Annotated in this window: 21 protein-coding genes; all 21 read left to right on the forward strand. The window is 46.9% G+C overall.

Annotation, left to right across the window (positions count from 1 at the left end):
- Window positions 1–215 precede the first annotated feature (215 nt).
- The 21 genes from RFF05_RS01490 (at window position 216) to RFF05_RS01590 (ending at window position 19535) form a co-directional block, all read left to right on the forward strand.
- A complete protein-coding gene (locus RFF05_RS01490; RefSeq protein WP_409968665.1) occupies window positions 216–1631 on the forward strand; it encodes an APC family permease in 1416 nt (471 codons plus the stop codon).
- Between the two features lie 275 nt (window positions 1632–1906).
- Entirely contained in the window at window positions 1907–2533 is a 627-nt protein-coding gene (gene lepB, locus RFF05_RS01495; protein WP_409968666.1) for a signal peptidase I, read from the forward strand.
- Window positions 2534–2542: 9 nt separating this feature from the next.
- On the forward strand, window positions 2543–2713 hold the full coding sequence (locus RFF05_RS01500; protein ID WP_409968667.1) for a hypothetical protein: 171 nt from the start codon (window positions 2543–2545) through the stop codon (window positions 2711–2713).
- Window positions 2704–3417, forward strand: coding sequence for a ribosome biogenesis GTPase YlqF (ylqF, locus tag RFF05_RS01505; RefSeq protein ID WP_409968668.1), 714 nt, complete (start codon window positions 2704–2706; stop codon window positions 3415–3417). The genes RFF05_RS01500 and ylqF overlap by 10 nt, the downstream gene beginning before the upstream one ends.
- Window positions 3410–4033, forward strand: coding sequence for a ribonuclease HII (locus RFF05_RS01510; protein WP_409968669.1), 624 nt, complete (start codon window positions 3410–3412; stop codon window positions 4031–4033). Before ylqF ends, RFF05_RS01510 begins: the two co-directional genes overlap by 8 nt.
- Window positions 4030–4392, forward strand: coding sequence for a YraN family protein (locus RFF05_RS01515; RefSeq protein ID WP_409968670.1), 363 nt, complete (start codon window positions 4030–4032; stop codon window positions 4390–4392). Before RFF05_RS01510 ends, RFF05_RS01515 begins: the two co-directional genes overlap by 4 nt.
- A 182-nt stretch (window positions 4393–4574) precedes the next feature.
- Window positions 4575–6062 (forward strand): threonine synthase, encoded by a 1488-nt coding sequence (gene thrC / locus RFF05_RS01520; protein WP_409968671.1) that lies wholly within the window; start codon window positions 4575–4577, stop codon window positions 6060–6062.
- A gap of 98 nt (window positions 6063–6160) precedes the next feature.
- Window positions 6161–6847, forward strand: a complete 687-nt coding sequence (locus RFF05_RS01525; protein WP_409968672.1) for a metallophosphoesterase — start codon at window positions 6161–6163, stop codon at window positions 6845–6847.
- 92 nt (window positions 6848–6939) lie between these two features.
- Window positions 6940–8268 carry a trigger factor gene (tig, locus tag RFF05_RS01530; protein ID WP_409968673.1) on the forward strand — a complete coding sequence of 443 codons (1329 nt, stop codon included), beginning with the start codon at window positions 6940–6942 and terminating at the stop codon, window positions 8266–8268.
- A 128-nt stretch (window positions 8269–8396) separates the two neighbouring features.
- The gene (locus RFF05_RS01535; protein WP_409968674.1) at window positions 8397–8978 is read left to right on the forward strand and encodes an ATP-dependent Clp protease proteolytic subunit; all 582 of its coding nucleotides are present in this window, start codon (window positions 8397–8399) and stop codon (window positions 8976–8978) included.
- A gap of 43 nt (window positions 8979–9021) precedes the next feature.
- Window positions 9022–10311 carry an ATP-dependent Clp protease ATP-binding subunit ClpX gene (clpX, locus tag RFF05_RS01540; protein ID WP_409968675.1) on the forward strand — a complete coding sequence of 430 codons (1290 nt, stop codon included), beginning with the start codon at window positions 9022–9024 and terminating at the stop codon, window positions 10309–10311.
- A gap of 73 nt (window positions 10312–10384) precedes the next feature.
- Window positions 10385–12787, forward strand: a complete 2403-nt coding sequence (gene lon, locus RFF05_RS01545) for an endopeptidase La (protein WP_409968676.1) — start codon at window positions 10385–10387, stop codon at window positions 12785–12787.
- 26 nt (window positions 12788–12813) lie between these two features.
- Window positions 12814–13464, forward strand: coding sequence for a DMT family transporter (locus RFF05_RS01550; RefSeq protein WP_409968677.1), 651 nt, complete (start codon window positions 12814–12816; stop codon window positions 13462–13464).
- Entirely contained in the window at window positions 13461–13667 is a 207-nt protein-coding gene (locus RFF05_RS01555; RefSeq protein WP_409970061.1) for an EamA family transporter, read from the forward strand. Before RFF05_RS01550 ends, RFF05_RS01555 begins: the two co-directional genes overlap by 4 nt.
- Before the next feature lie 18 nt (window positions 13668–13685).
- Entirely contained in the window at window positions 13686–14282 is a 597-nt protein-coding gene (gene yihA, locus RFF05_RS01560) for a ribosome biogenesis GTP-binding protein YihA/YsxC (protein ID WP_409968678.1), read from the forward strand.
- A gap of 83 nt (window positions 14283–14365) precedes the next feature.
- Window positions 14366–15082, forward strand: coding sequence for a UMP kinase (gene pyrH / locus RFF05_RS01565; RefSeq protein WP_409968679.1), 717 nt, complete (start codon window positions 14366–14368; stop codon window positions 15080–15082).
- A 33-nt stretch (window positions 15083–15115) separates the two neighbouring features.
- A complete protein-coding gene (gene frr, locus RFF05_RS01570) occupies window positions 15116–15673 on the forward strand; it encodes a ribosome recycling factor (protein ID WP_409968680.1) in 558 nt (185 codons plus the stop codon).
- Window positions 15673–16419 carry an isoprenyl transferase gene (locus RFF05_RS01575; protein ID WP_409968681.1) on the forward strand — a complete coding sequence of 249 codons (747 nt, stop codon included), beginning with the start codon at window positions 15673–15675 and terminating at the stop codon, window positions 16417–16419. The genes frr and RFF05_RS01575 overlap by 1 nt, the downstream gene beginning before the upstream one ends.
- A 41-nt stretch (window positions 16420–16460) precedes the next feature.
- Window positions 16461–17285: a phosphatidate cytidylyltransferase gene (locus RFF05_RS01580; RefSeq protein WP_409968682.1), complete on the forward strand. Its 825-nt coding sequence runs from the start codon at window positions 16461–16463 to the stop codon at window positions 17283–17285.
- On the forward strand, window positions 17285–18424 hold the full coding sequence (locus tag RFF05_RS01585) for a 1-deoxy-D-xylulose-5-phosphate reductoisomerase (RefSeq protein WP_409968683.1): 1140 nt from the start codon (window positions 17285–17287) through the stop codon (window positions 18422–18424). Before RFF05_RS01580 ends, RFF05_RS01585 begins: the two co-directional genes overlap by 1 nt.
- A 25-nt stretch (window positions 18425–18449) precedes the next feature.
- On the forward strand, window positions 18450–19535 hold the full coding sequence (locus tag RFF05_RS01590) for a M50 family metallopeptidase (protein WP_409968684.1): 1086 nt from the start codon (window positions 18450–18452) through the stop codon (window positions 19533–19535).

Consider the following 19535-nt stretch of genomic DNA (forward strand, 5'->3'; position numbering starts at 1 on the left):
GACAATGATATGAATAAAGTGTTAGGATATGAAAGTATGAATTGTGGTTTAGAAAAGACGCAATTCACACTTATGAAAACATATTCAAAATAAAATGCTTGAAACTGTGTGGGAATCTTAGTATGCAGGTGATTTTTGAGAATAGTTTTATATATTGAAATTTTACAAAATGTGTGTGAATTTGTAAGTTTCAAATCAAGATTTAGGAGAGAAGTATGAGTACAAAACAAAGAGCATCCCTTGAGAAAACATTAAGCATGAAAGATATTTTGGCACTGGCATTTGGCACCATGATTGGTTGGGGCTGGATTATGCTGGCTGGTAGCTGGGTTAGCGCTGGCGGCGTGCTTGGCGCAATCTTGGCATTCTTGATTGGCGCAATCCTCTGCATCTTCGTGGGCTTGACCTACGCTGAATTGACCCCTGCATTGCCTTTGGCTGGTGGCGAACTGGTGTTTGCTTACCGTGGTTTGGGCAGTGAAGCTTCTTGGATCACTGGTTGGATGATTACCTTTGCCTATGTCGGCGTGGCCGCATGGGAAGGTCCTGCACTGATTACCGCCATCGACTACATTGTCTACCTGCCCCGCCTTGGCTACCTGTGGACCATCGCTGGCTTTGAAGTGTATGCTTCCTGGGTGTTGATTGGTAGCTTGGGTGGCTTGATTCTGGCTGTCATCAACTACATTGGCATTAAATCTGCCGCTGTGTTCCAATTGACTGCTACCCTTGCTATGGCATTGGGCGGTGTTTGTTTCTTCTTCAGTGGCGCTGTCAATGGCGATGTGGCCAACATGGTCCCCACCTTTACCAGCACTTCTGGCTTTGTCACCGTGTTGTTGATGGTGCCTGCTATGTTCGTGGGCTTCGACGTAATTCCACAAGCAGCAGAAGAAATGAACATCCCTCTGACCAAAATCGCAAAGGTTTTGATTCTGTCCATCTGCATGGCTGCTGCTTGGTACATGATTATGATTATCAGCATTGCCATGTCTGCACCTGCTTCCATCCGTGAAACCGATGGTATCCCTGTGGCAGAATCCTTCGCTTATGCCATGGGCAACGAAGCCTTCGGCAAGGTGATGATTGTGGCTGCAATGTGCGGTATTTTGACCAGCTGGAACGGCTTTATCGTGGGTGCAACCCGTGTTATGTTTGCTATGGGTCGTGCAAAAATGTTGCCCGAAATCTTCGGCAAGGCACACCCCAAGTACAAGACCCCTGTGGCCGCTATTATTATGGTTGGCGTCATCACTTGCCTGTCTCCTTTGCTGGGTAAAAACGCATTGGTTTGGTTCGTGAATGCGTCTGCATTTGGCACCGTGGTTGCTTACTTCATGGTGGCTTGCTCCTTCTTGGCTCTGCGTAAGAAAGAACCAGAATTGGCACGTCCTTACAAGGTCAAGCACGGCACCGCTGTTGGCATTTTGGCCATCGGCGTGGCACTGTTCTTCCTGTACATGTACTTGCCCATCGGTCCTGGCGCCCTTGTCGGTGCAGAATGGGCCATGGTGCTCGGCTGGGCTGCTCTGGGTGTGGTGTTCTACATCATGAGCAAATTCTCCTACAAAGACGTGACCAAAGAAGAAACCGAATATCTGATGTTCGGTGACGAGTATAAACGTTTCTAAAAAATCCAAGGCAGTGAAAAAGTGGTACGCTATTTTTTCACTGCCTTAAAACTGTTCGTTTCAAAATAAATGGTAGGCCAATATAGGGATTGTACTTTGTGAATATACACGGGAAGTGGGAAAATTATGGGTGTAAGACCTACAGTTTTCACACTTCTTTTTTTCGTTTTTCCCTTGTAGAATCTTTAAAAATTTGGTATACTAAGGACAACAATGGCATATAATCGGCAAATGCTGTGTGTTCGGTAGAACACACAGGGATTTTGGAGAATAGAATGAACGAATTTCAAGAAGAATTTTCCCAAGAACAGCAGCAAGAGACAGCTGTGGAACCCAAGGGGAAAGAATTGTACGAATGGCTACAAGCATTGGTGTGGTCAGTGCTCGGTGTGGTTTTGTTGTTCACGTTTGTGGTGCGTTTGGTGGGAGTTGATGGGTCATCCATGTACCCATCACTACTCCACGGAGACCGCTTACTGGTGCTTAGCTCTATGCTAGACAGCGACTATCAGGTAGGGGACATTGTGGTGCTCCGCAAAGACACCTTTATGGAATACCCCATTGTCAAGCGTGTCATCGCCACCCAAGGGCAAACGGTTGACATCGACTTTTTGCATGGCATTGTCTACGTAGACGATGTGGCCTTGGAAGAAGATTATATCCATGAATTGACCTATACAGATGAAGGCACTGTCTTTCCTTTGACTGTGCCAGAGGGCTCTATTTTCGTATTGGGTGACAACCGCAACCACAGCAGTGATAGCCGAGATTATAAGTTGGGCACTGTAGATGAAGGGTATGTCATCGGCAAGGCTGTGTTTTTGCTCTTCCCCGGTGAAGGGCAAGAGAACACGGCGTTTGTGGAAGAGCGAGATTTGAGCCGCATTGGATTTTTTAATTGAGGTAATGAGATGAATATACAATGGTATCCTGGTCATATGACCAAAACACGGCGGATGATTGTGGATCAAGTGAAGCAAATGGACGCTGTATGCGAGATATTAGACGCACGGATTCCCATCTCCAGTCGCAACCCTGATGTGGATGAATTGGTGGGGATAAGCCACGGTTGGTGGTGTTGAACCGTGTTGACCAAGCCGACCCAGCTGGCACCAAACTCTGGCACGCTTATTTCCGTGAACGGGGATTTGCCGTGTTGGAATCTGACGCAAAAGGCGGAATGGGTACAGCAAAATTTGGGCAAGCTGTCCGTGATTTGCTGTTTGAAAAAATCCAAGCCTACGAAGCCAAAGGGCAGGTAGGTCGGGTTATGCGTGTGATGATTCTGGGGGTTCCCAATGTGGGGAAATCCACGTTTATCAACAAAGTGGCTAAGCGGAAAACTGCCAAAGCGGAAGACCGTCCCGGTGTGACACGCAACAAGCAATGGGTACCCATTGACAAGCAACTAGAATTATTGGACACCCCGGGTATTCTCTGGCCCAAGTTTGAAGACCAAAGTGTGGGTGTAAACCTTGCCTTTACAGGCGCTGTGAAAGATGATATTTTAGACATTGAAGAGTTGGCCTGTCACCTGATGGACTACTTGGGGAGCCGCTATCCTCAAGCCTTGACTGAGCGCTATAAAATTGTGCCAGAAGAAGGGGAGTCAGGCTACGATCTGCTGATGAAGGCTGGTCGTAAGCGCGGATTCTTAATCTCTGGCGGTGAAATTGACACCGAACGGATGGCGAAAATTTTGCTGGATGAATACCGCGGCAGTAAGTTAGGGCGCTTTACCTTAGAACTGCCAGAGGACATCAAAGAGGTCAGCAATCATGAGTGAGTTGCTACATCCATGGAGCATAGAAGAAGCCTGTTTTGAAAAAGGCTACAGCGCTGTGTGTGGGGTAGACGAAGCTGGGGCAGGCCCTTTGGCTGGAGATTTGTACGGTGCGGCTGTGATTTTGCCAGCCGGACTGGTGATTGAAGGACTTAACGACTCTAAAAAGCTGTCGGAGAAAAAGCGAGATGCCTTGTATCTCCAGATTATTGAGCAGGCAGAAGCTTACTGCGTTGCCACGGCCTCTGTTGAAGAAATCGACCAGATGAACATTCTCAATGCCCGTATGTTGGTGATGGAACGTGCCATCAACGGTTTGCCCAAGAAGGCGGATTTTGCCTTGATTGACGGCAACCAAAACCGTGGTATCACCTGTGAAAATGAGACGGTGATTGGCGGAGACGGCAAAAGTGCTTCCATCGCGGCGGCGTCTATTTTGGCAAAGGTTGTCCGTGACCGCTATGTGGTGGAGCAATTGCACAACCAATATCCCCAGTATCAATTCGCCAAACACAAAGGCTATGGCACCAAATTGCATTACGAAATGCTAGATGCTTACGGCCCATGTCCTGTCCATCGGATCACATTTTTAAAGAAATGGCAGGCGAAAAAGGGATGACTACCAAAGCTGTGGGCACCCAAGGAGAAGCCATGGTTGCCCAGTACTTACGGAAAAAAGGGTATACCATTTTGGCAAGCCAATGGCGATGTCGTTTTGGAGAATTGGACTTGGTTGCCAAAGATAAACGTGGCACGATTTGCATGGTGGAAGTAAAAGTCCGTTCTGGCAATCACAAAGGCTTGGCGCGTGATGCGGTGGATTACCGCAAGCAGGAAAAGCTACGTACCTCTGCATCCATGTATCTGGCCGCCCATGATTGGATGGAAGAATCCGTCCGTTTCGACGTGGCAGAAGTGTATATGAATAGCGGTCTGTTCGGCAATAAAATCATATATTTGGAGGATGCTTTTCGATGAGTGACACCTTCACTATCATTGGTGGGGCTGACGGCCCGACTGCTGTTTTGGGCGCGCCAACCATATTTGACATATTGGCACCTGCCATGGGCGTTGCTCTGGTGGGAATTGTGTGCATTTGTGTGATATTATTTGTAAAAAAGCGATATAAAAAGTAGACTGATTCAAGGAAGGAAACAATTATGAAATACTACAGTACAAGAGATACAGCTTTGCGGATGGAAAGTGCAGAGGCAGTGAAAATGGGGCTTTCCCGTGACGGTGGTTTGTTGACCCCAGTGGCGATTCCCCAAATTGATGAGGCTTTTATCACAGGGTTGGTACAAGAAAACTACCAAGTCCGTGCCGCAAAAGTAATGGGTTTATACTTAACTGATTATAGCTATGATGAGCTGTTGGGCTTTGCCAACAACGCTTACGGCACCGACAAATATGACACCACCGCTGTGGCGCCTATGCGCAAAGTGGACGACAACACCCATTGCTTGGAACTGTGGCACGGCCCCACCAGTGCTTTCAAAGATATGGCTTTGCAAATGTTGCCCCAATTGCTCAGCGCCGCATTGAAAAAAACTGGCGAAACCAAAACAGCTTGCATTTTGGTGGCCACCTCTGGTGACACTGGCAAGGCCGCCATGGAAGGTTTCGCCAACGTACCTCAAACCAAAATCATGGTGTTCTACCCTCAAGATGGGGTGTCTGCCGTGCAAGAAAAGCAAATGGTTACCCAAGAAGGAGACAATGTGGGCGTGTGCGCCGTGGTTGGCAACTTTGATGATGCTCAAAGCGGTGTGAAGCGTATTTTCTCTGACGAAACCATACGTGAAGAGCTGGCAGGCAAAGGTTATTTCCTGTCCTCCGCCAACTCCATCAACTGGGGTCGTATTCTGCCCCAAGTGGTGTACTACATTTCCGCTTATTGCGATTTGCTCAAAACTGGTGACATCGCCATGGGTGACAAGGTGAATTTCTGCGTGCCCACTGGTAACTTTGGCGACATTTTGGCGGCTTACTATGCCAAGCGTATGGGGTTGCCTGTTGGGAAACTGATTTGTGCTTCCAATAAAAACGACGTACTCACCGAGTTCTTGAACACCGGCGTCTATAACCGCAATCGTCCCTTCCATACCACTTCCAGCCCTTCTATGGATATTTTGATTTCCAGTAACTTGGAACGTCTGCTTTTCGACTTGTCTGGGGAAGATGACGCCCTGATTCGCACTTATATGACCGCACTGGCCACAGAAGGGAAGTACACGGTGTCTGATGGCATTTTGGCTTCTTTGAAAGACCAATATTGGGGCGGTTACTGCGATGAAGATGGCACATTCACCACCATCGCCGACTACTATAAAAACCGTGGTTATCTCATTGACACCCACACCGCTGTGGCTGTTAACGTGATGGAACAATACCGCAAGGCCACCAATGATGAGACCATTACCGTCTTTGTGTCCACCGCTTCTCCCTATAAGTTTGGGGACAACGTGCTCTCTGCTTTGGGCGAGACCCCAGAAACCGATTCCATGGCGCTGATCGACCAAATGTACGCTTTGACTGGCGTGGCTGTGCCTGCACGTTTGGCCGCTTTGCGTGGGAAGGAACGCCGTTTCGATTTGAGCGTGGAAAAAGCCGAAATGGACAACGTGGTACACAATTTCTTGCAATAATTTGCAATACAATGGGGAATAGATGGCATCACTTGCCATTGTAGGGGTGACCTGTGGTCGCCCGTCCCCATTTGATAAAAGCCATAAGGAGAATATCATTGGCATTATACGCAATTGGCGACTTACATTTATCCCTGACAGCTAACAAATCTATGGAAGTCTTTGGTGACGCATGGAAAAACTATGTGGAACGGATTGGTCAAGGCTTATCGGTCTTGACGGAGGACGACACCGTGGTGCTGGCAGGGGACACCTCTTGGGGGATTTCTCTGGAGGAAGCAGAGGCGGACTTCCGCTTTATCGAACAATTCCCTGGGCGAAAAATCTTACTCAAAGGCAACCATGATTATTGGTGGATGACGGCGGCAAAAATGAACCGCTTTTTCCAAGAAAAAGGATTTTTAAACTTAGAAATCCTCCATAACAATTGCTTTTTCTATGAAGATAAAGCCATTTGCGGTACACGTGGTTGGTTTTTTGAAGAAGAGCAGAAAGCCCAAGATGCCAAGGTGATGAATCGCGAGGTGATGCGCCTTGAAACGTCACTGAAAGCGGCAGGGGAGAAGGAGAAGTTATGCTTCCTCCATTATCCGCCGCTGTACCAAGGGTATACCTGCCCTGAAATCCTTCGTTTGTTGCAGGAATATCAGGTGAAAGAGTGCCATTATGGACACCTCCACGGCCCCACTATTCGTCGCGCCATGGAGTGCGCATACAACGGCACAGAGTTTTCCTTGATTTCCGCGGATAAAATGGAGTTTTCTTTGAAAAAAATCTGTGAATAATGGAAAAAACTATAGCATTTTCTAAGAGAATATGATAAAATAATACATTGCATGGGGCCTATGGCCTATGATCAATGAAGGAGTAAACAAAAATGAGTGTTAAAAATTTCGAAACCCTAGAAAACAGCCAAGTTGCGCTGACCATTGAAGTGGATGCAGCCGCATTTGAAGCCGCCATCGAAGTGGCTTACAAGAAGATGGTCAAGTCCATCAACATCCAAGGCTTCCGTCCCGGTAAGGCTCCCCGCAAAATGATTGAAAAAATGTACGGCGTAGAAGTGTTCTATGAAGAAGCTATCAACGCTGCTTTCCCTGACGCTTACGAAGCTGCCATTGCAGAAAAAGAAGTGAAGGTTGTGGGTTACCCCACTGTTGAAATGATTGAAGATGCTTCCGAAAACGGGTTCACCTTCAAGGCCACCGTGGATGTGTATCCCGTTGTGACCTTGGGCGAATACAAGGGTTTGGAAATTGAACAAGACGAAATCAAGGTGATGGCTGCTGACGTGAATGCTCGTTTGAAGCAAATGGCAGACCGTAACACCCGTTTGGTCAGCGTGGAACGCGCTGCTAAGAAGGGCGACACCACTGTTATCGACTTTGAAGGCTTTGACGCTGGCGTGGCTTTTGATGGCGGCAAGGGCGAAAACTTCAGCTTGGAACTGGGCTCTGGTAGCTTTGTCCCTGGTTTTGAAGAACAAGTCATTGGCATGAGCGTTGGCGAAGAAAAAGACATCGACATTACCTTCCCCACCGAATACCATGCTGATTTGGCTGGTAAGGCCGTGGTGTTCAAGGTGAAGGTCAATGAAGTGAAAGAAAAAGAAGTGCCTGCAATGGACGACGAATTCGCTAAGGACGTGTCTGAATTCGACACTTTGAAAGACCTGAAGGCTGATTTGAAAAAGCAAATCACCACCGAACGTGAAGAAGCTGCCAAGCGTTCCTTGGAAGATGCTCTGATGGAAAAAGTGGCCGCTGGTATCACCTGCAACGTGCCTGCTTCCATGGTGAAAACCCAAGCAGAACGTTTCGTGGAAAACTTCAAAATGCAATTGCAACAACAAGGTATGGATTATAACCAATACATCCAAATGACTGGCATGGAAGAATCCAAGCTGATCGAAGATGCGATGGAACCTGCTCTGCGTCAAGTGCGTTTGGATTTGGCCATGGGTGCCATCATCGAAGCTGAAAAGTTTGTGGCAGAAGAAGATGCCATCGAAGCTGAATACGCTTCTATGTCTGAAAAGTATGGCATGGATGTTGAAACTGTGAAAAAATATATCCCTGCACAACAAATGGCTGACCAAGTCATCACTGCTCGTGTCATCGCTATGGTGATCGACAGCGCTAAGGTGAGTGTTGTCAAAGCAGCTAAAAAAGCTGACAAAAAAGACGACAAGATTGAAGCTGAATAATTCTGGGTATACTACCAGAAATTGTTAGCTGTAAGAAAATAACGTGTTGACAATTCGACGTTTTCCACCATGGTGCTTATAGTACCATGGTGGAACGTGCATAAAACCATTTGCAAGGAGGTAGCCCTATGAGTTTAGTCCCAATGGTTGTAGAACAAACCAGCCGTGGTGAGCGTTCTTATGATATTTTCTCTCGCCTACTAAACGACCGTATCATTTTCTTGGCTGAAGATGTGAACCCTACCACTGCCAGTTTGGTGGTGGCGCAGTTGCTATTTTTGGAGGCGCAAGACCCTGATAAGGATATCCAATTTTATATCAACAGCCCTGGTGGTAGCGTGACCGATGGCATGGCTATTTATGATACTATGCAATATGTCAAGTGCGATGTGTCTACCATTTGCATCGGTATGGCTGCTAGCATGGGTGCCTTTTTGTTAAGTTCGGGCACCAAGGGTAAGCGTTTTGCCCTACCCAATGCTGAGATTATGATTCACCAGCCTTCCGCTGGTACCCAAGGTCAAATCACAGATATGGCCATCCATTTAAAGCGTCTGGAAACCATCAAAAAGCGTATGAATAGCATTTTGGCGGACAATACTGGTCGTAGTGTGGAAGAAGTCACTGTCGCTTGCGAACGCGACAACTTTATGGAAGCGCAAGAAGCTTTGGATTTTGGCTTGATTGACAAAATCATTACCAAGCGCTAATAAAGCCGCAAGTGAATTGCGAAGCTGAGATATGAGGTAACCCATGAGCGACGAAAACAAAAAGGTTTTGCGGTGTTCTTTTTGTGGCAAAAATGAACAACAAGTAGGCCGTATGATTCAAGGCCCCGGTGTGCGGATTTGTGACGAATGCGTCCAGTTGTGCATGGGGATTTTGGATGAAGATTATTTAGAAAACACCACCCATACGGAGTTGGACGATCCCGGTGATGTGCCCATTCCACAAGAGATTAAAACGGTGCTTGACCAATATGTCATTGGCCAAGACAGCGCTAAGATTTCTTTGGCTGTGGCGGTGTATAACCATTATAAACGTATTTTCCTCGGGGACGACGAAGGGGTAGAACTACAAAAAAGCAATATTCTACTCTTAGGTCCCACAGGCAGTGGTAAAACCTTATTTGCCCAAACGTTGGCTCGGGTTTTGAAAGTACCATTTGCCATTGCTGACGCCACCACTTTGACTGAAGCTGGTTATGTGGGTGATGACGTGGAAAATATTTTGGTGCGTTTGTTGCAAGCTGCTGATTTTGATGTAGAGCTGGCGGAGCGTGGCATTATATATGTGGATGAAATCGATAAAATTGCCCGCAAAAGTGAGAATACCTCCATCACCCGTGATGTATCTGGGGAAGGTGTGCAACAAGCTCTGCTGAAAATTGTGGAAGGCACTGTTGCCAATGTGCCACCACAAGGGGGGCGCAAACATCCCCATCAAGAGTTCATTCAACTCAACACCAAGAACATTCTCTTTATTTGTGGCGGTGCCTTCGATGGGCTGGATAAGCTGATTGAAAGCCGTATCGACCAAAAGAGCATGGGTTTTGGTGCTGAGATTCACAACAAAAAAGAACGGGACGAACGGAAAATCCTCAGCCAAGTCCAACCTCATGATATTTTGAAGTTTGGCTTGATTCCTGAGTTGGTTGGTCGTTTGCCTGTGGTGGCAACGTTGGATGCGCTGGGTCGTGAAGATTTGGTGCGCATCTTGACTGAGCCTAAAAATGCACTGGTGAAACAATACCAAAAGCTATTGTCGTATGACGATGTGGTGCTGTCTTTTGAAGATGCCGCATTAGAGGCCATTGCAGATCAAGCCATTTCCCGTAACATCGGTGCCCGTGGTTTGCGTGCTGTTATGGAAGGGATTTTGACCCAAATTATGTATGACATTCCCTCTGACCCTTCCATTGAACAGGTGACCATTACCAAAACCTGCGTGGAAGGATCGTCCACCCCAGTTTTAACCCATAAAGGGCAAAAAGAAACGATGAAGCTTGAGGCTTCTAAATTGGAGAATACCTCCGCTTCTTAATCCATCGTCTCAACGAGAACCAAAAGGAGGGCGCTCACCGAGCACCCTCCTTTTTTCAAAGAAAGGATACACCATGGAACAGACCTCTTGGAACATTCCCGTCCTTGCCCTGCGTGGGTTGACGGTGTTTCCAAATATGAATATGACATTTGACGTGGAACGGAAAATCTCCATTGCTGCTTTAGAGCGTGCTATGGAGGAAAATCAGCTGATTTTTCTGGTGAGCCAGCGTGAAATCAGTGTTGTCCATCCCGAAGAAAAAGACTTGTACCAAATTGGTACATTGTCTTCGATAAAGCAAATATTGCGCATTTCTGCAACCTCTTGTCGTGTGATTGTAGAAGGTGTTTGTCGCGCCCAAATGAAGCGTTTGTGGCAGATAGAGCCTTATTTACAGGCCAATGTAGAAGAAATTCCTCAAAGTGATGAAACCCAAGCATTTTTGCGCAGTCCTCGCACTGAGGCGCTGTTGCGACAAACCATGAGCTTGTTTGACGAATATGCCACGTTGTCTGGCAATGTGCCAGAAGAATTGGTGACCCGTGTGATGGATAGTCATGAATGCGGTGATTTGGCGGATTATATCACCCAAAATATTGTCATGCGCCACGGGGATAAGCAGGAGATTTTGGAAGAACTAAACCCCTTCCAACGTTTGCGACTGCTCAACACCATGTTGGCAAAAGAATGCAATGTTATGGGCTTTGAAAAAGAAATGGAAGAGAAGGTCCGTGACCAGTTAAGCAGTAACCATCGCGAGCAAATCATCCGCACCCAAATTCGTGTGTTGCAACACGAGTTAGGGGAAGATGGTATCGGTGGCGACGACGAAATCGGGACGTATCGCAACAAAATTTTGGCATTGGGTTTACCTGAAGAGGCAGAGAAATTGCTGCTTAAAGAAGTGAACAAGCTCTCACGCCAACCGTTTGGCAGTGCCGAAGGCGCTGTGTGTCGCAACTATTTAGATGTGTGTTTGGAAATGCCTTGGAACGTGAGCACTGAAGAACGGTTGGATATTCCTACTACACGAAAACTGCTAGAACGTGACCATTTCGGCTTAGAAAAAGTAAAAGAGCGGATTTTAGAAGCCATTGCGGTTAAGAAATTAAACCCAACAGGGAAGGGGCAAATCCTCTGCTTGGTGGGGCCTCCTGGCGTGGGTAAAACATCCATTGCCATGTCTATTGCCAAAGCCACCAATCGGAAATTGGGTCGCATTTCTTTGGGTGGTGTGCGCGATGAAGCAGATATCCGCGGGCACCGTAAAACCTATATTGGTTCTATGCCCGGTCGCATTATTGAAGCCATTAACCGTAGCGGGTCTATGAATCCATTGCTACTGTTAGACGAAATTGATAAGCTGGGCAGTGACCATCGTGGCGACCCAGCATCTGCCTTGTTAGAGGTGCTAGACGGAGAGCAAAACAGCTCTTTCCGTGACCATTATCTGGAGATTCCAGTGGATTTGTCTCAGGTGTTTTTCATCACAACAGCCAATACAACTGCAACCATTCCCCGTCCTTTGCTGGACCGTATGGACGTGATCCAACTCTCGAGCTATACGGATGAAGAGAAATTACAAATTGCAAAGCGTCATTTATTGCCCAAACAAATGGTGGCACATGGCATTGCTAAAACTGCATTACGCGTGCAAGAAAATGCTATGCGCAACGCCATTACAGGCTATACCCGCGAGTCGGGTGTGCGTCGCTTGGAGCGTGAATTGTCTAGAATTTGTCGTAAATCTGCTGTGAAATTGGTTGGTGGAGATGTAAAGCGAATCACCATTACAGATAAGAATTTACAGGATTTTTTAGGTCCTGTACCTTATACAAAACAGAAAACTGACCACTTTGACCAAGTGGGTGTGGTCAATGGTTTGGCTTGGACGCAAGTGGGCGGTGAATTGCTGGAAGTGGAAGTGAACGTCATGGACGGTACTGGCAAGTTAGAGCTCACTGGGAACCTTGGCACTGTGATGAAAGAGTCTGTGCAGGCGGCCATGAGCTGTTTGCGGAGCCGTGCCAAAGAATTGGGCTTGGCCAGTGATTTTCATAAAACCAAAGATATCCATGTTCACTTCCCAGAGGGAGCTGTGCCTAAGGATGGCCCCTCCGCTGGCATTGCTATCACCACTGCCATTTTGTCGGCTGCCACAGGTCGTGGTGTCCGTGGGGATGTGGCCATGACTGGCGAGGTGACATTACGAGGGCGTGTGTTAAACATTGGAGGCCTGAAGGAAAAAACCATGGCGGCCAAACGCAATGGCATTCACACCGTCATCATTCCCCATGGTAATGTGCCAGATTTGGAAGAGATTGACCAAACTGTGCGTGAGGCACTCACCTTTGTTCCAGCTCAAACTGTCGATGATGTGTTTGCTGTGGCATTGGCACCTCAAGTTGAGGATGTGGTAGTGCCTGAAAAGCCAGTGGTTACATTCGAAGCTGTCGATGCTGTTTTCGGTCAATAATATATACATAAGAAACGAGAATACCCATGAAACAATGTCAAAAAGGAACTTTTTTTGTATTTCTATCAGCGGTACTGTATAGTATCGGTGGTTTGCTGATTAAGCTGATACCTTGGAATGGTATTTCTATCAATGGCGCCCGTTCTGTCATCGCCTTGGTGGTAATTGGCGGTTATTTGGTTGTGACAGGCCGCCGCATTTACCTAAATCGTTGGGTGTTTTTCGGCGCAGTGGCAGTGTTGTGCACAAGTTTATTCTTCTGTATTGCCACCAAATTGACCACAGCGGCCAATGCCATTGTGCTCCAATTTACTGCACCGGTGCTCGTGATTTTAATCTCTTGGTTTGTACTGAAAAAAAAGCCCACTAAATTAGATCTTATCACGTGTTTTGCGGTGTTTTCAGGCGTCATCTGCTTCTTTTTAGACAGTTTGTCAGCAGGTGGTACCTTGGGCAATTGTATGGCCTTGGTATCTGGACTTGGATATGCAGGGGTGTTTTTCCTGAACAAACTCTTAGGGGATGACAGCGTTTTGGCAGTATTCTGGGGGACGGTATTTTCTGTGGTGATAGGGATTCCCTATATCATCAACGAGGAAGCTTTTTCACTGAGTATCATGGGAAGCTTGGTAATGCTGGGATATTCCAGACAGGTCTGGCCTTTTTATGCTTGGTGATTGGACTGCGCAATACACCTCCCGTAACAGCCAGTCTGCTGGTTGGTATCGAACCAGTGCTCAACCCAATTTTAGTGGCCATTTTTTATCATGAAACCATTGGTTCCTTGGCTTTGCTAGGGGCTTGCATCGTGGTGGGCAGTGTGCTTACTTACAACGTAGTGCTCAGTCGTCAACAGATACCTGTTGAGACAATCAATTAACAACAATTAGGAGGGTCTATGGCTCTAAATTTCAATAAAGCGGAGTTTATCCGCTCAGCCTCTGGACGAGATTCTTTTTTGCGAGACCAACAACCACAATTTGCTTTTGCAGGGCGGTCTAACGTTGGTAAATCTTCTGTGATTAACCGCTTAGTTGGGCGAAAAAATCTCTGCTATGTAGGCAATACACCTGGCAAAACCAACCAAATCAACTACTTTCAAATCGATGGAAAAGCCTACTTGGTGGACTTGCCTGGTTACGGGTATGCCAAGGTGAGCAAGACTGAACGTGAGCGCTGGGGCAAGTTGATGGATAACTATTTCCAAGACGACCAAGGTCTCATTTCCTTAGGGGTATTGATTGTGGATATTCGTCACAAACCTACCGCTGACGATATTACCATGCACAATTGGTTCCGTGAAACTGGTTGCCCTGAAATTATCGTGGCAAATAAGCTGGATAAATTGAAAAAGAGCCAAATTGAACTAGCTCTGGAGTTGATTACCAATACCTTGGAATTGACAGATGAAGACAGATTGATTCCTTTTTCTGCAGAGAAGGGTATCGGCAAGGAAGATTTAATCAAAGCCATTACCTACGTGCACGAAAACTAAAAAAGTACAAAAACCCTCTATGCAAATAGAGGAAAATAGGGTACAATAGACAATATCATTGAGTATAAAAGGAGACTTCCAATATGGAACAACCAAAGTATAAACGTGTCCTGCTAAAAATCAGTGGGGAAGCCCTCTCTGGTACTAAGGGCACAGGCCTTGATTTCGGCGTCATCAGCGATGTGTGCGATGTTGTCAAACAATGTGTAGATATTGGCGTGGAAGTGGGCATCGTGGTCGGTGGCGGTAACTTTTGGCGTGGCCTAAAAGACGGCAATGGCAAAATGGAACGCACCCGTGCAGACCATATGGGAATGCTGGCTACCGTGATGAACTGCTTCGCCGTGGCAGATGTGATGGAGCAAAAAGGCATTGAAGTCCGTGTGCAAACTGCCATCGCTATGCAGGAATTGGCTGAACCTTACATCCGTGCCCGTGCTGTGCGCCACATGGAAAAGGGGCGTGTGGTGATTTTTGGCTGTGGTACCGGTTGCCCCTATTTCTCCACAGACACTGGGGCTGTGCTCCGCGCAGCAGAAATCAATGCCGATGTGATTTTACTGGCTAAAAACATTGATGGTGTCTACAATGCTGACCCTGCTAAAGACCCCACTGCCACTCGTTACGATGCCATCACTTACAGTGATGTGCTGGCACAACATCTGGCTGTTATGGACACTACAGCCACTTCTTTGGCTATGGATAACAACATCCCTGTGTTGGTGTTTGCGCTGAAAGACCCTGAAAATATTTTGCGTGTGATTATGGGCGAATCTATGGGTACCATTGTGACCCAATAAAATAAGATTGAATAGAAGGAAGGTTTGTAACATATGTTAAAGGAAGATTATAAGATTTATCAAGGTAAAATGGAGAAGAGCATTGACTCTGTGGCTGCTGATTTCGCCTCCGTGCGTGCAGGCCGCGCCAACGCCGCTGTGCTAGACCGCATCCAAGTGGATTACTATGGTTCTCCCACTCCTATCCAACAAATCGCTGCTGTGTCTACCCCTGACCCTCGGATTTTGCAAATTGCACCTTGGGATGCTTCTGCATTGAAGAGCATTGAACGGGCTTTGTTAGAATCTGATTTGGGCATTAACCCCACCAATGACGGTAAGGTCATTCGTTTGTCCTTCCCACAACTGACGGAAGATCGTCGTAAAGATTTGGTCAAACAAATTCGCAAGTATTCTGAAGCTGGCAAAGTTGCCGTGCGGAATATTCGACGTGACGCATTGGATCACTTTAAGAAATTGGAAAAAGCTTCTGAGTTGACCCAAGACGATGTGAAAGACGCTGAAAAGGATTTGCAAAAGCTGACTGACGAGAGCTGTAAGAAAATTGACGCACTGTTGGTCGCTAAAGAAAAAGAATTGATGGCAGTTTGATGGCAACAGATAAAATTGTCACACAGGCGAGGCAGGTGGATTGTGACTGCCTGCCTCGCCACATTGCCATTATCATGGACGGCAATGGTCGCTGGGCCACCAAGCATGGTTTGCCCAGAACAGCTGGTCATAAGGCTGGCTCCCAAACCTTTGAAACCATCGCGACCCATTGTCGTGATTTGGGGCTCGACTACTTAACGGTCTATGCCTTTTCCACAGAAAACTGGAAGCGTTCAGAGGGGGAAGTGTCGGCTATTATGGGGCTTTTGAAGCGCTATTTAAATAAAGCCATTGATACCATGGAAAAGGAAAATATTCGCCTACATTTTTTTGGCGATATGACGCCCATTTCTCCAGAATTGCGAGCATTGATTGATAAGGCCCATACGATGTCAGCACGGCGCACAGGATTTCAAGCCAATGTGTGCTTGAATTACGGCGGTCGTGATGAGTTGGTTCGTGGGGCAAAGGCCTTTGCCCAAGACTGTATGAACGGGAAGTGGAAACCAGAGGATTTGAGCGAAGCACTGCTCTCGTCTTATTTGGATTCTGCCCAAATTCCTGACCCTGAATTGGTAATTCGGCCTTCTGGTGAACTGCGACTTTCCAATTTCTTGCCTTGGCAAAGCGCCTATTCCGAATTTTATTTCTCTGATATTCTCTGGCCTGATTTTACAGCCGAGCATTTGGAGCAAGCCATCGTGGCTTATCAACAAAGAGACCGCCGTTTCGGCGGTGTAAAGTGATTTCGCTATACAATCCATTATAGATAAAGAGGTGTGTACCAATGAGAAATCGTGTATTAGTGGCTGTAGTTGGTGTTCCATTTTTGCTTTGGGTGCTGGGGTATGCACCTGTGATTGCCACTGCTGTTTTAGTGGTGGGAATGTGCGCCATTGGCGCATGGGAATTGATGCACGCTGTTACAGATTATCTCCACAAGCCATTGGCTTTTGTGGTGGCGTTTGTGGCGGGGTATTTGCCTGTTTGGATTTACACCTTTAACTCTGGGAGCTATTTATGGATTGCTGCTGGTGCCTTTGGGTTTGTGCTGTTCTTATTTATCTATGCCATTGCCCACTATGAAAAAGAAACTCCAGTGCCCTTTGGTACAGTGTCTGCCGCCGTTTTTGCTGGTGTGGTATTTCCATTGATGCTTTCTTGCTTGTTGCGTTTGCGGATGCTTTCTGGTGGGAATGTGTGGGTCTTTATCCCCCTTGCTATCGCCTTTGGCAGCGATACCTTCGCTTTGTTTGCTGGGATGTTGTTTGGGCGCCATAAATTGGCACCTCATGTCAGTCCAAAGAAAACACGTGAAGGTGCTGTAGGCGGTGTTGTTGGTGGCATTTTTGGTATGATGCTGATTTCATTGGCTGGCAGCTATTTTAATGGAGAATATTTAGATCTCCTCACCATCGTGAGCATTGGCGCTGTGGGTAGTTTGATTAGCCAACTAGGGGATTTGAGTTTTTCTGTGGTCAAGCGTGAGTTTGGCGTGAAAGACTATGGGCATCTTTTGCCTGGGCATGGTGGTATTTTGGACCGATTTGACAGCGTCAGCTTTGTGGCGCCCGCCGTATGGCTGATGATGACACTGGGAGGTGGCTTTTAATGACCATTTGTGTGTTGGGTTCCACTGGTTCTATCGGTACCCAAACGTTAGAGGTTGCCCGTGAAATGGGAATATCCATTGCCGCCATCACGGCAAATGCAAGTGTAGACTTGGTGGAACAACAGGCGCGAGAATTCCGCCCGCAACTGGTGGCCATGATGGATGAAACAGCGGCAACAACCTTGCAAGAGCGTTTATACGATTTAGATATTACCGTTCTTTGTGGTATGGAGGGGCTCATTGCTGCCGCCACATTGGATGGTGTAGACACCGTGGTCACCGCTGTGGTGGGTATGGTGGGGCTTCGCCCGACATTAGCTGCTATTGAGCGAGGCAAGCGCATCGCCTTAGCTAATAAAGAAACCTTAGTCTGTGCTGGGGATTTGGTTATGTCTGCCGCTAGAGACTGTGGGGCAGAGATTATTCCCGTGGATTCTGAGCACAGTGCGATTTTTCAATGTCTCCAAGGTACTGCCCACCCCAGTGAGGTGAAGCGGTTGCTTCTCACTTGCTCAGGTGGCCCTTTTTATGGGCTGGATACCAAAACTGTGGCCATGAAAACCAAGGCCGATGCCTTGCGTCATCCCAATTGGACCATGGGTGCCAAAATCACCATTGATTCTGCCACCTTGATGAACAAGGGGCTAGAGGTGATGGAGGCCATGCACCTGTACAACTTGCCTTTGGAGCAAGTGGATGTTGTGGTGCATCGACAAAGCATTGTCCACTCTTTGGTGGAGTTTCAAGATGGTGCTATGCTGGCACAGCTGGGCACTCCTGATATGAAATTGCCTATCCGCTATGCCATGACCTATCCCAACCGTGGGGTTAGCATAGCAGAACCTTTGGATTTGCTCAGTTGCCCACCGTTGACGTTTGGGGAAGCTGATTCCGTGGTATTCCCATGCTTGGCATTGGCCTTCCGTGCCGCTAAGACAGGGGGGACAGCCGGTGCTATTTTAAATGCCGCCAATGAAGAAGCGGTGGGATTGTTTTTGGCGGAGAAAATCGGGTTTTACGATATTTCGCGGCTAGTCGCACTGGCATTGGATACCATTGCCGTGGTGCAACAGCCCACGCTAGAAGAAATTTTACAAGCCGATGGTCAAGCACGAGACTTGGTGCTACAACAGCATTAACCCCCAGTAGAAAGGATTCCAATCTATGCAATTGTTTTATATCTTTGTCGCCATTTTGATGTTCGGCATTTTAGTGGCCATTCATGAATTTGGACATTTTGCCGTGGCAAAACTCTGCAATGTCCGTGTTACCGAATTTTCTATCGGCATGGGACCTTTGTTGTGGAATTTTGAGCGTGGGGAAACCAAATATTCCTTGCGTGCCTTGCCTTTGGGCGGCTATTGTATGTTTGACGGAGACGAAGAAGAAACCAGAGATGAGCGATCACTGTTGAGCCAAGGTTTTTTCAAACAACTTTGGATTTTGTTGGCTGGCTCAGGCATGAATTTACTGTTGGGCTTTTTGATTATGCTGGGACTTTACAGCTCTGCGGTAGGATTTTACACTTGTGTGCTGACAGGGTTGGCTCCTGAAGTGTCTAGTGCCGTTTCATTGCAAGCAGGGGATGAAATTTACCGCATTGATGGTGAACGGGTATATTTATTCAGCGATATTTCCTTGCTATTGTCCATGGGTGATGGTGAAAGCTATGATTTTGTGGTAATTCGCGACGGTGAAAAAGTAACTTTCACCGATGTGCCTTTGGTATATCAAACCTATTCCGCCCAAGATGGTAGCACCTATGAAGGTTACGGGATATATTTAGGAGATATTGAAGAGGCCACCGTGGGAAGGGTTGTGAACACCGCATGGAATTCCACCCTGAACTTTGCACGGATGGTAAAATTTGGCTTTGAAATGCTATTTTCTGGCGAAGCTGGAGTGGAGGATGTGACAGGGCCTATTGGCATTGTGGATACCATTTCACAGGTGGGTACAGCATCGGCTACTGTGTGGATTGCACTAGAAAACATCGCATATTTCACCGCTATGCTGTCGATAAATCTCTTTGTGATGAATTTGTTGCCCATACCAGCTTTAGATGGTGGTCGGATTTTATTCTTGGTGCTCAACGCTGGCACAATGTTGGTATTTAAGAAAAAAATTCCTGAACGGTATTTGAATAATGTTACCATTGTAGGCTTTGTGCTATTGATGGGGCTTGGGATTTTGATTACATTTAAAGATGTGTTTGTAATTTTGCAAGATTTGCTTCCATTTTTGGGGTAA

This window comes from Bengtsoniella intestinalis, from assembly GCF_039719005.1.
Lineage (GTDB): Bacteria > Bacillota > Clostridia > Oscillospirales > Oscillospiraceae > Oscillibacter > Oscillibacter intestinalis.

Bases quoted from the DNA above. Each gene is read 5' to 3' on its own strand.
- RFF05_RS01490 (WP_409968665.1), top strand. From the start codon at position 216: ATGAGTACAAAACAAAGAGCATCCCTTGAGAAAACATTAAGCATGAAA.
- lepB (WP_409968666.1), top strand. From the start codon at position 1,907: ATGAACGAATTTCAAGAAGAATTTTCCCAAGAACAGCAGCAAGAGACA.
- RFF05_RS01500 (WP_409968667.1), top strand. From the start codon at position 2,543: ATGAATATACAATGGTATCCTGGTCATATGACCAAAACACGGCGGATG.
- RFF05_RS01510 (WP_409968669.1), top strand. From the start codon at position 3,410: ATGAGTGAGTTGCTACATCCATGGAGCATAGAAGAAGCCTGTTTTGAA.
- RFF05_RS01515 (WP_409968670.1), top strand. From the start codon at position 4,030: ATGACTACCAAAGCTGTGGGCACCCAAGGAGAAGCCATGGTTGCCCAG.
- thrC (WP_409968671.1), top strand. From the start codon at position 4,575: ATGAAATACTACAGTACAAGAGATACAGCTTTGCGGATGGAAAGTGCA.
- tig (WP_409968673.1), top strand. From the start codon at position 6,940: ATGAGTGTTAAAAATTTCGAAACCCTAGAAAACAGCCAAGTTGCGCTG.
- RFF05_RS01535 (WP_409968674.1), top strand. From the start codon at position 8,397: ATGAGTTTAGTCCCAATGGTTGTAGAACAAACCAGCCGTGGTGAGCGT.
- clpX (WP_409968675.1), top strand. From the start codon at position 9,022: ATGAGCGACGAAAACAAAAAGGTTTTGCGGTGTTCTTTTTGTGGCAAA.
- lon (WP_409968676.1), top strand. From the start codon at position 10,385: ATGGAACAGACCTCTTGGAACATTCCCGTCCTTGCCCTGCGTGGGTTG.
- RFF05_RS01550 (WP_409968677.1), top strand. From the start codon at position 12,814: ATGAAACAATGTCAAAAAGGAACTTTTTTTGTATTTCTATCAGCGGTA.
- yihA (WP_409968678.1), top strand. From the start codon at position 13,686: ATGGCTCTAAATTTCAATAAAGCGGAGTTTATCCGCTCAGCCTCTGGA.
- pyrH (WP_409968679.1), top strand. From the start codon at position 14,366: ATGGAACAACCAAAGTATAAACGTGTCCTGCTAAAAATCAGTGGGGAA.
- frr (WP_409968680.1), top strand. From the start codon at position 15,116: ATGTTAAAGGAAGATTATAAGATTTATCAAGGTAAAATGGAGAAGAGC.
- RFF05_RS01575 (WP_409968681.1), top strand. From the start codon at position 15,673: ATGGCAACAGATAAAATTGTCACACAGGCGAGGCAGGTGGATTGTGAC.
- RFF05_RS01580 (WP_409968682.1), top strand. From the start codon at position 16,461: ATGAGAAATCGTGTATTAGTGGCTGTAGTTGGTGTTCCATTTTTGCTT.
- RFF05_RS01585 (WP_409968683.1), top strand. From the start codon at position 17,285: ATGACCATTTGTGTGTTGGGTTCCACTGGTTCTATCGGTACCCAAACG.
- RFF05_RS01590 (WP_409968684.1), top strand. From the start codon at position 18,450: ATGCAATTGTTTTATATCTTTGTCGCCATTTTGATGTTCGGCATTTTA.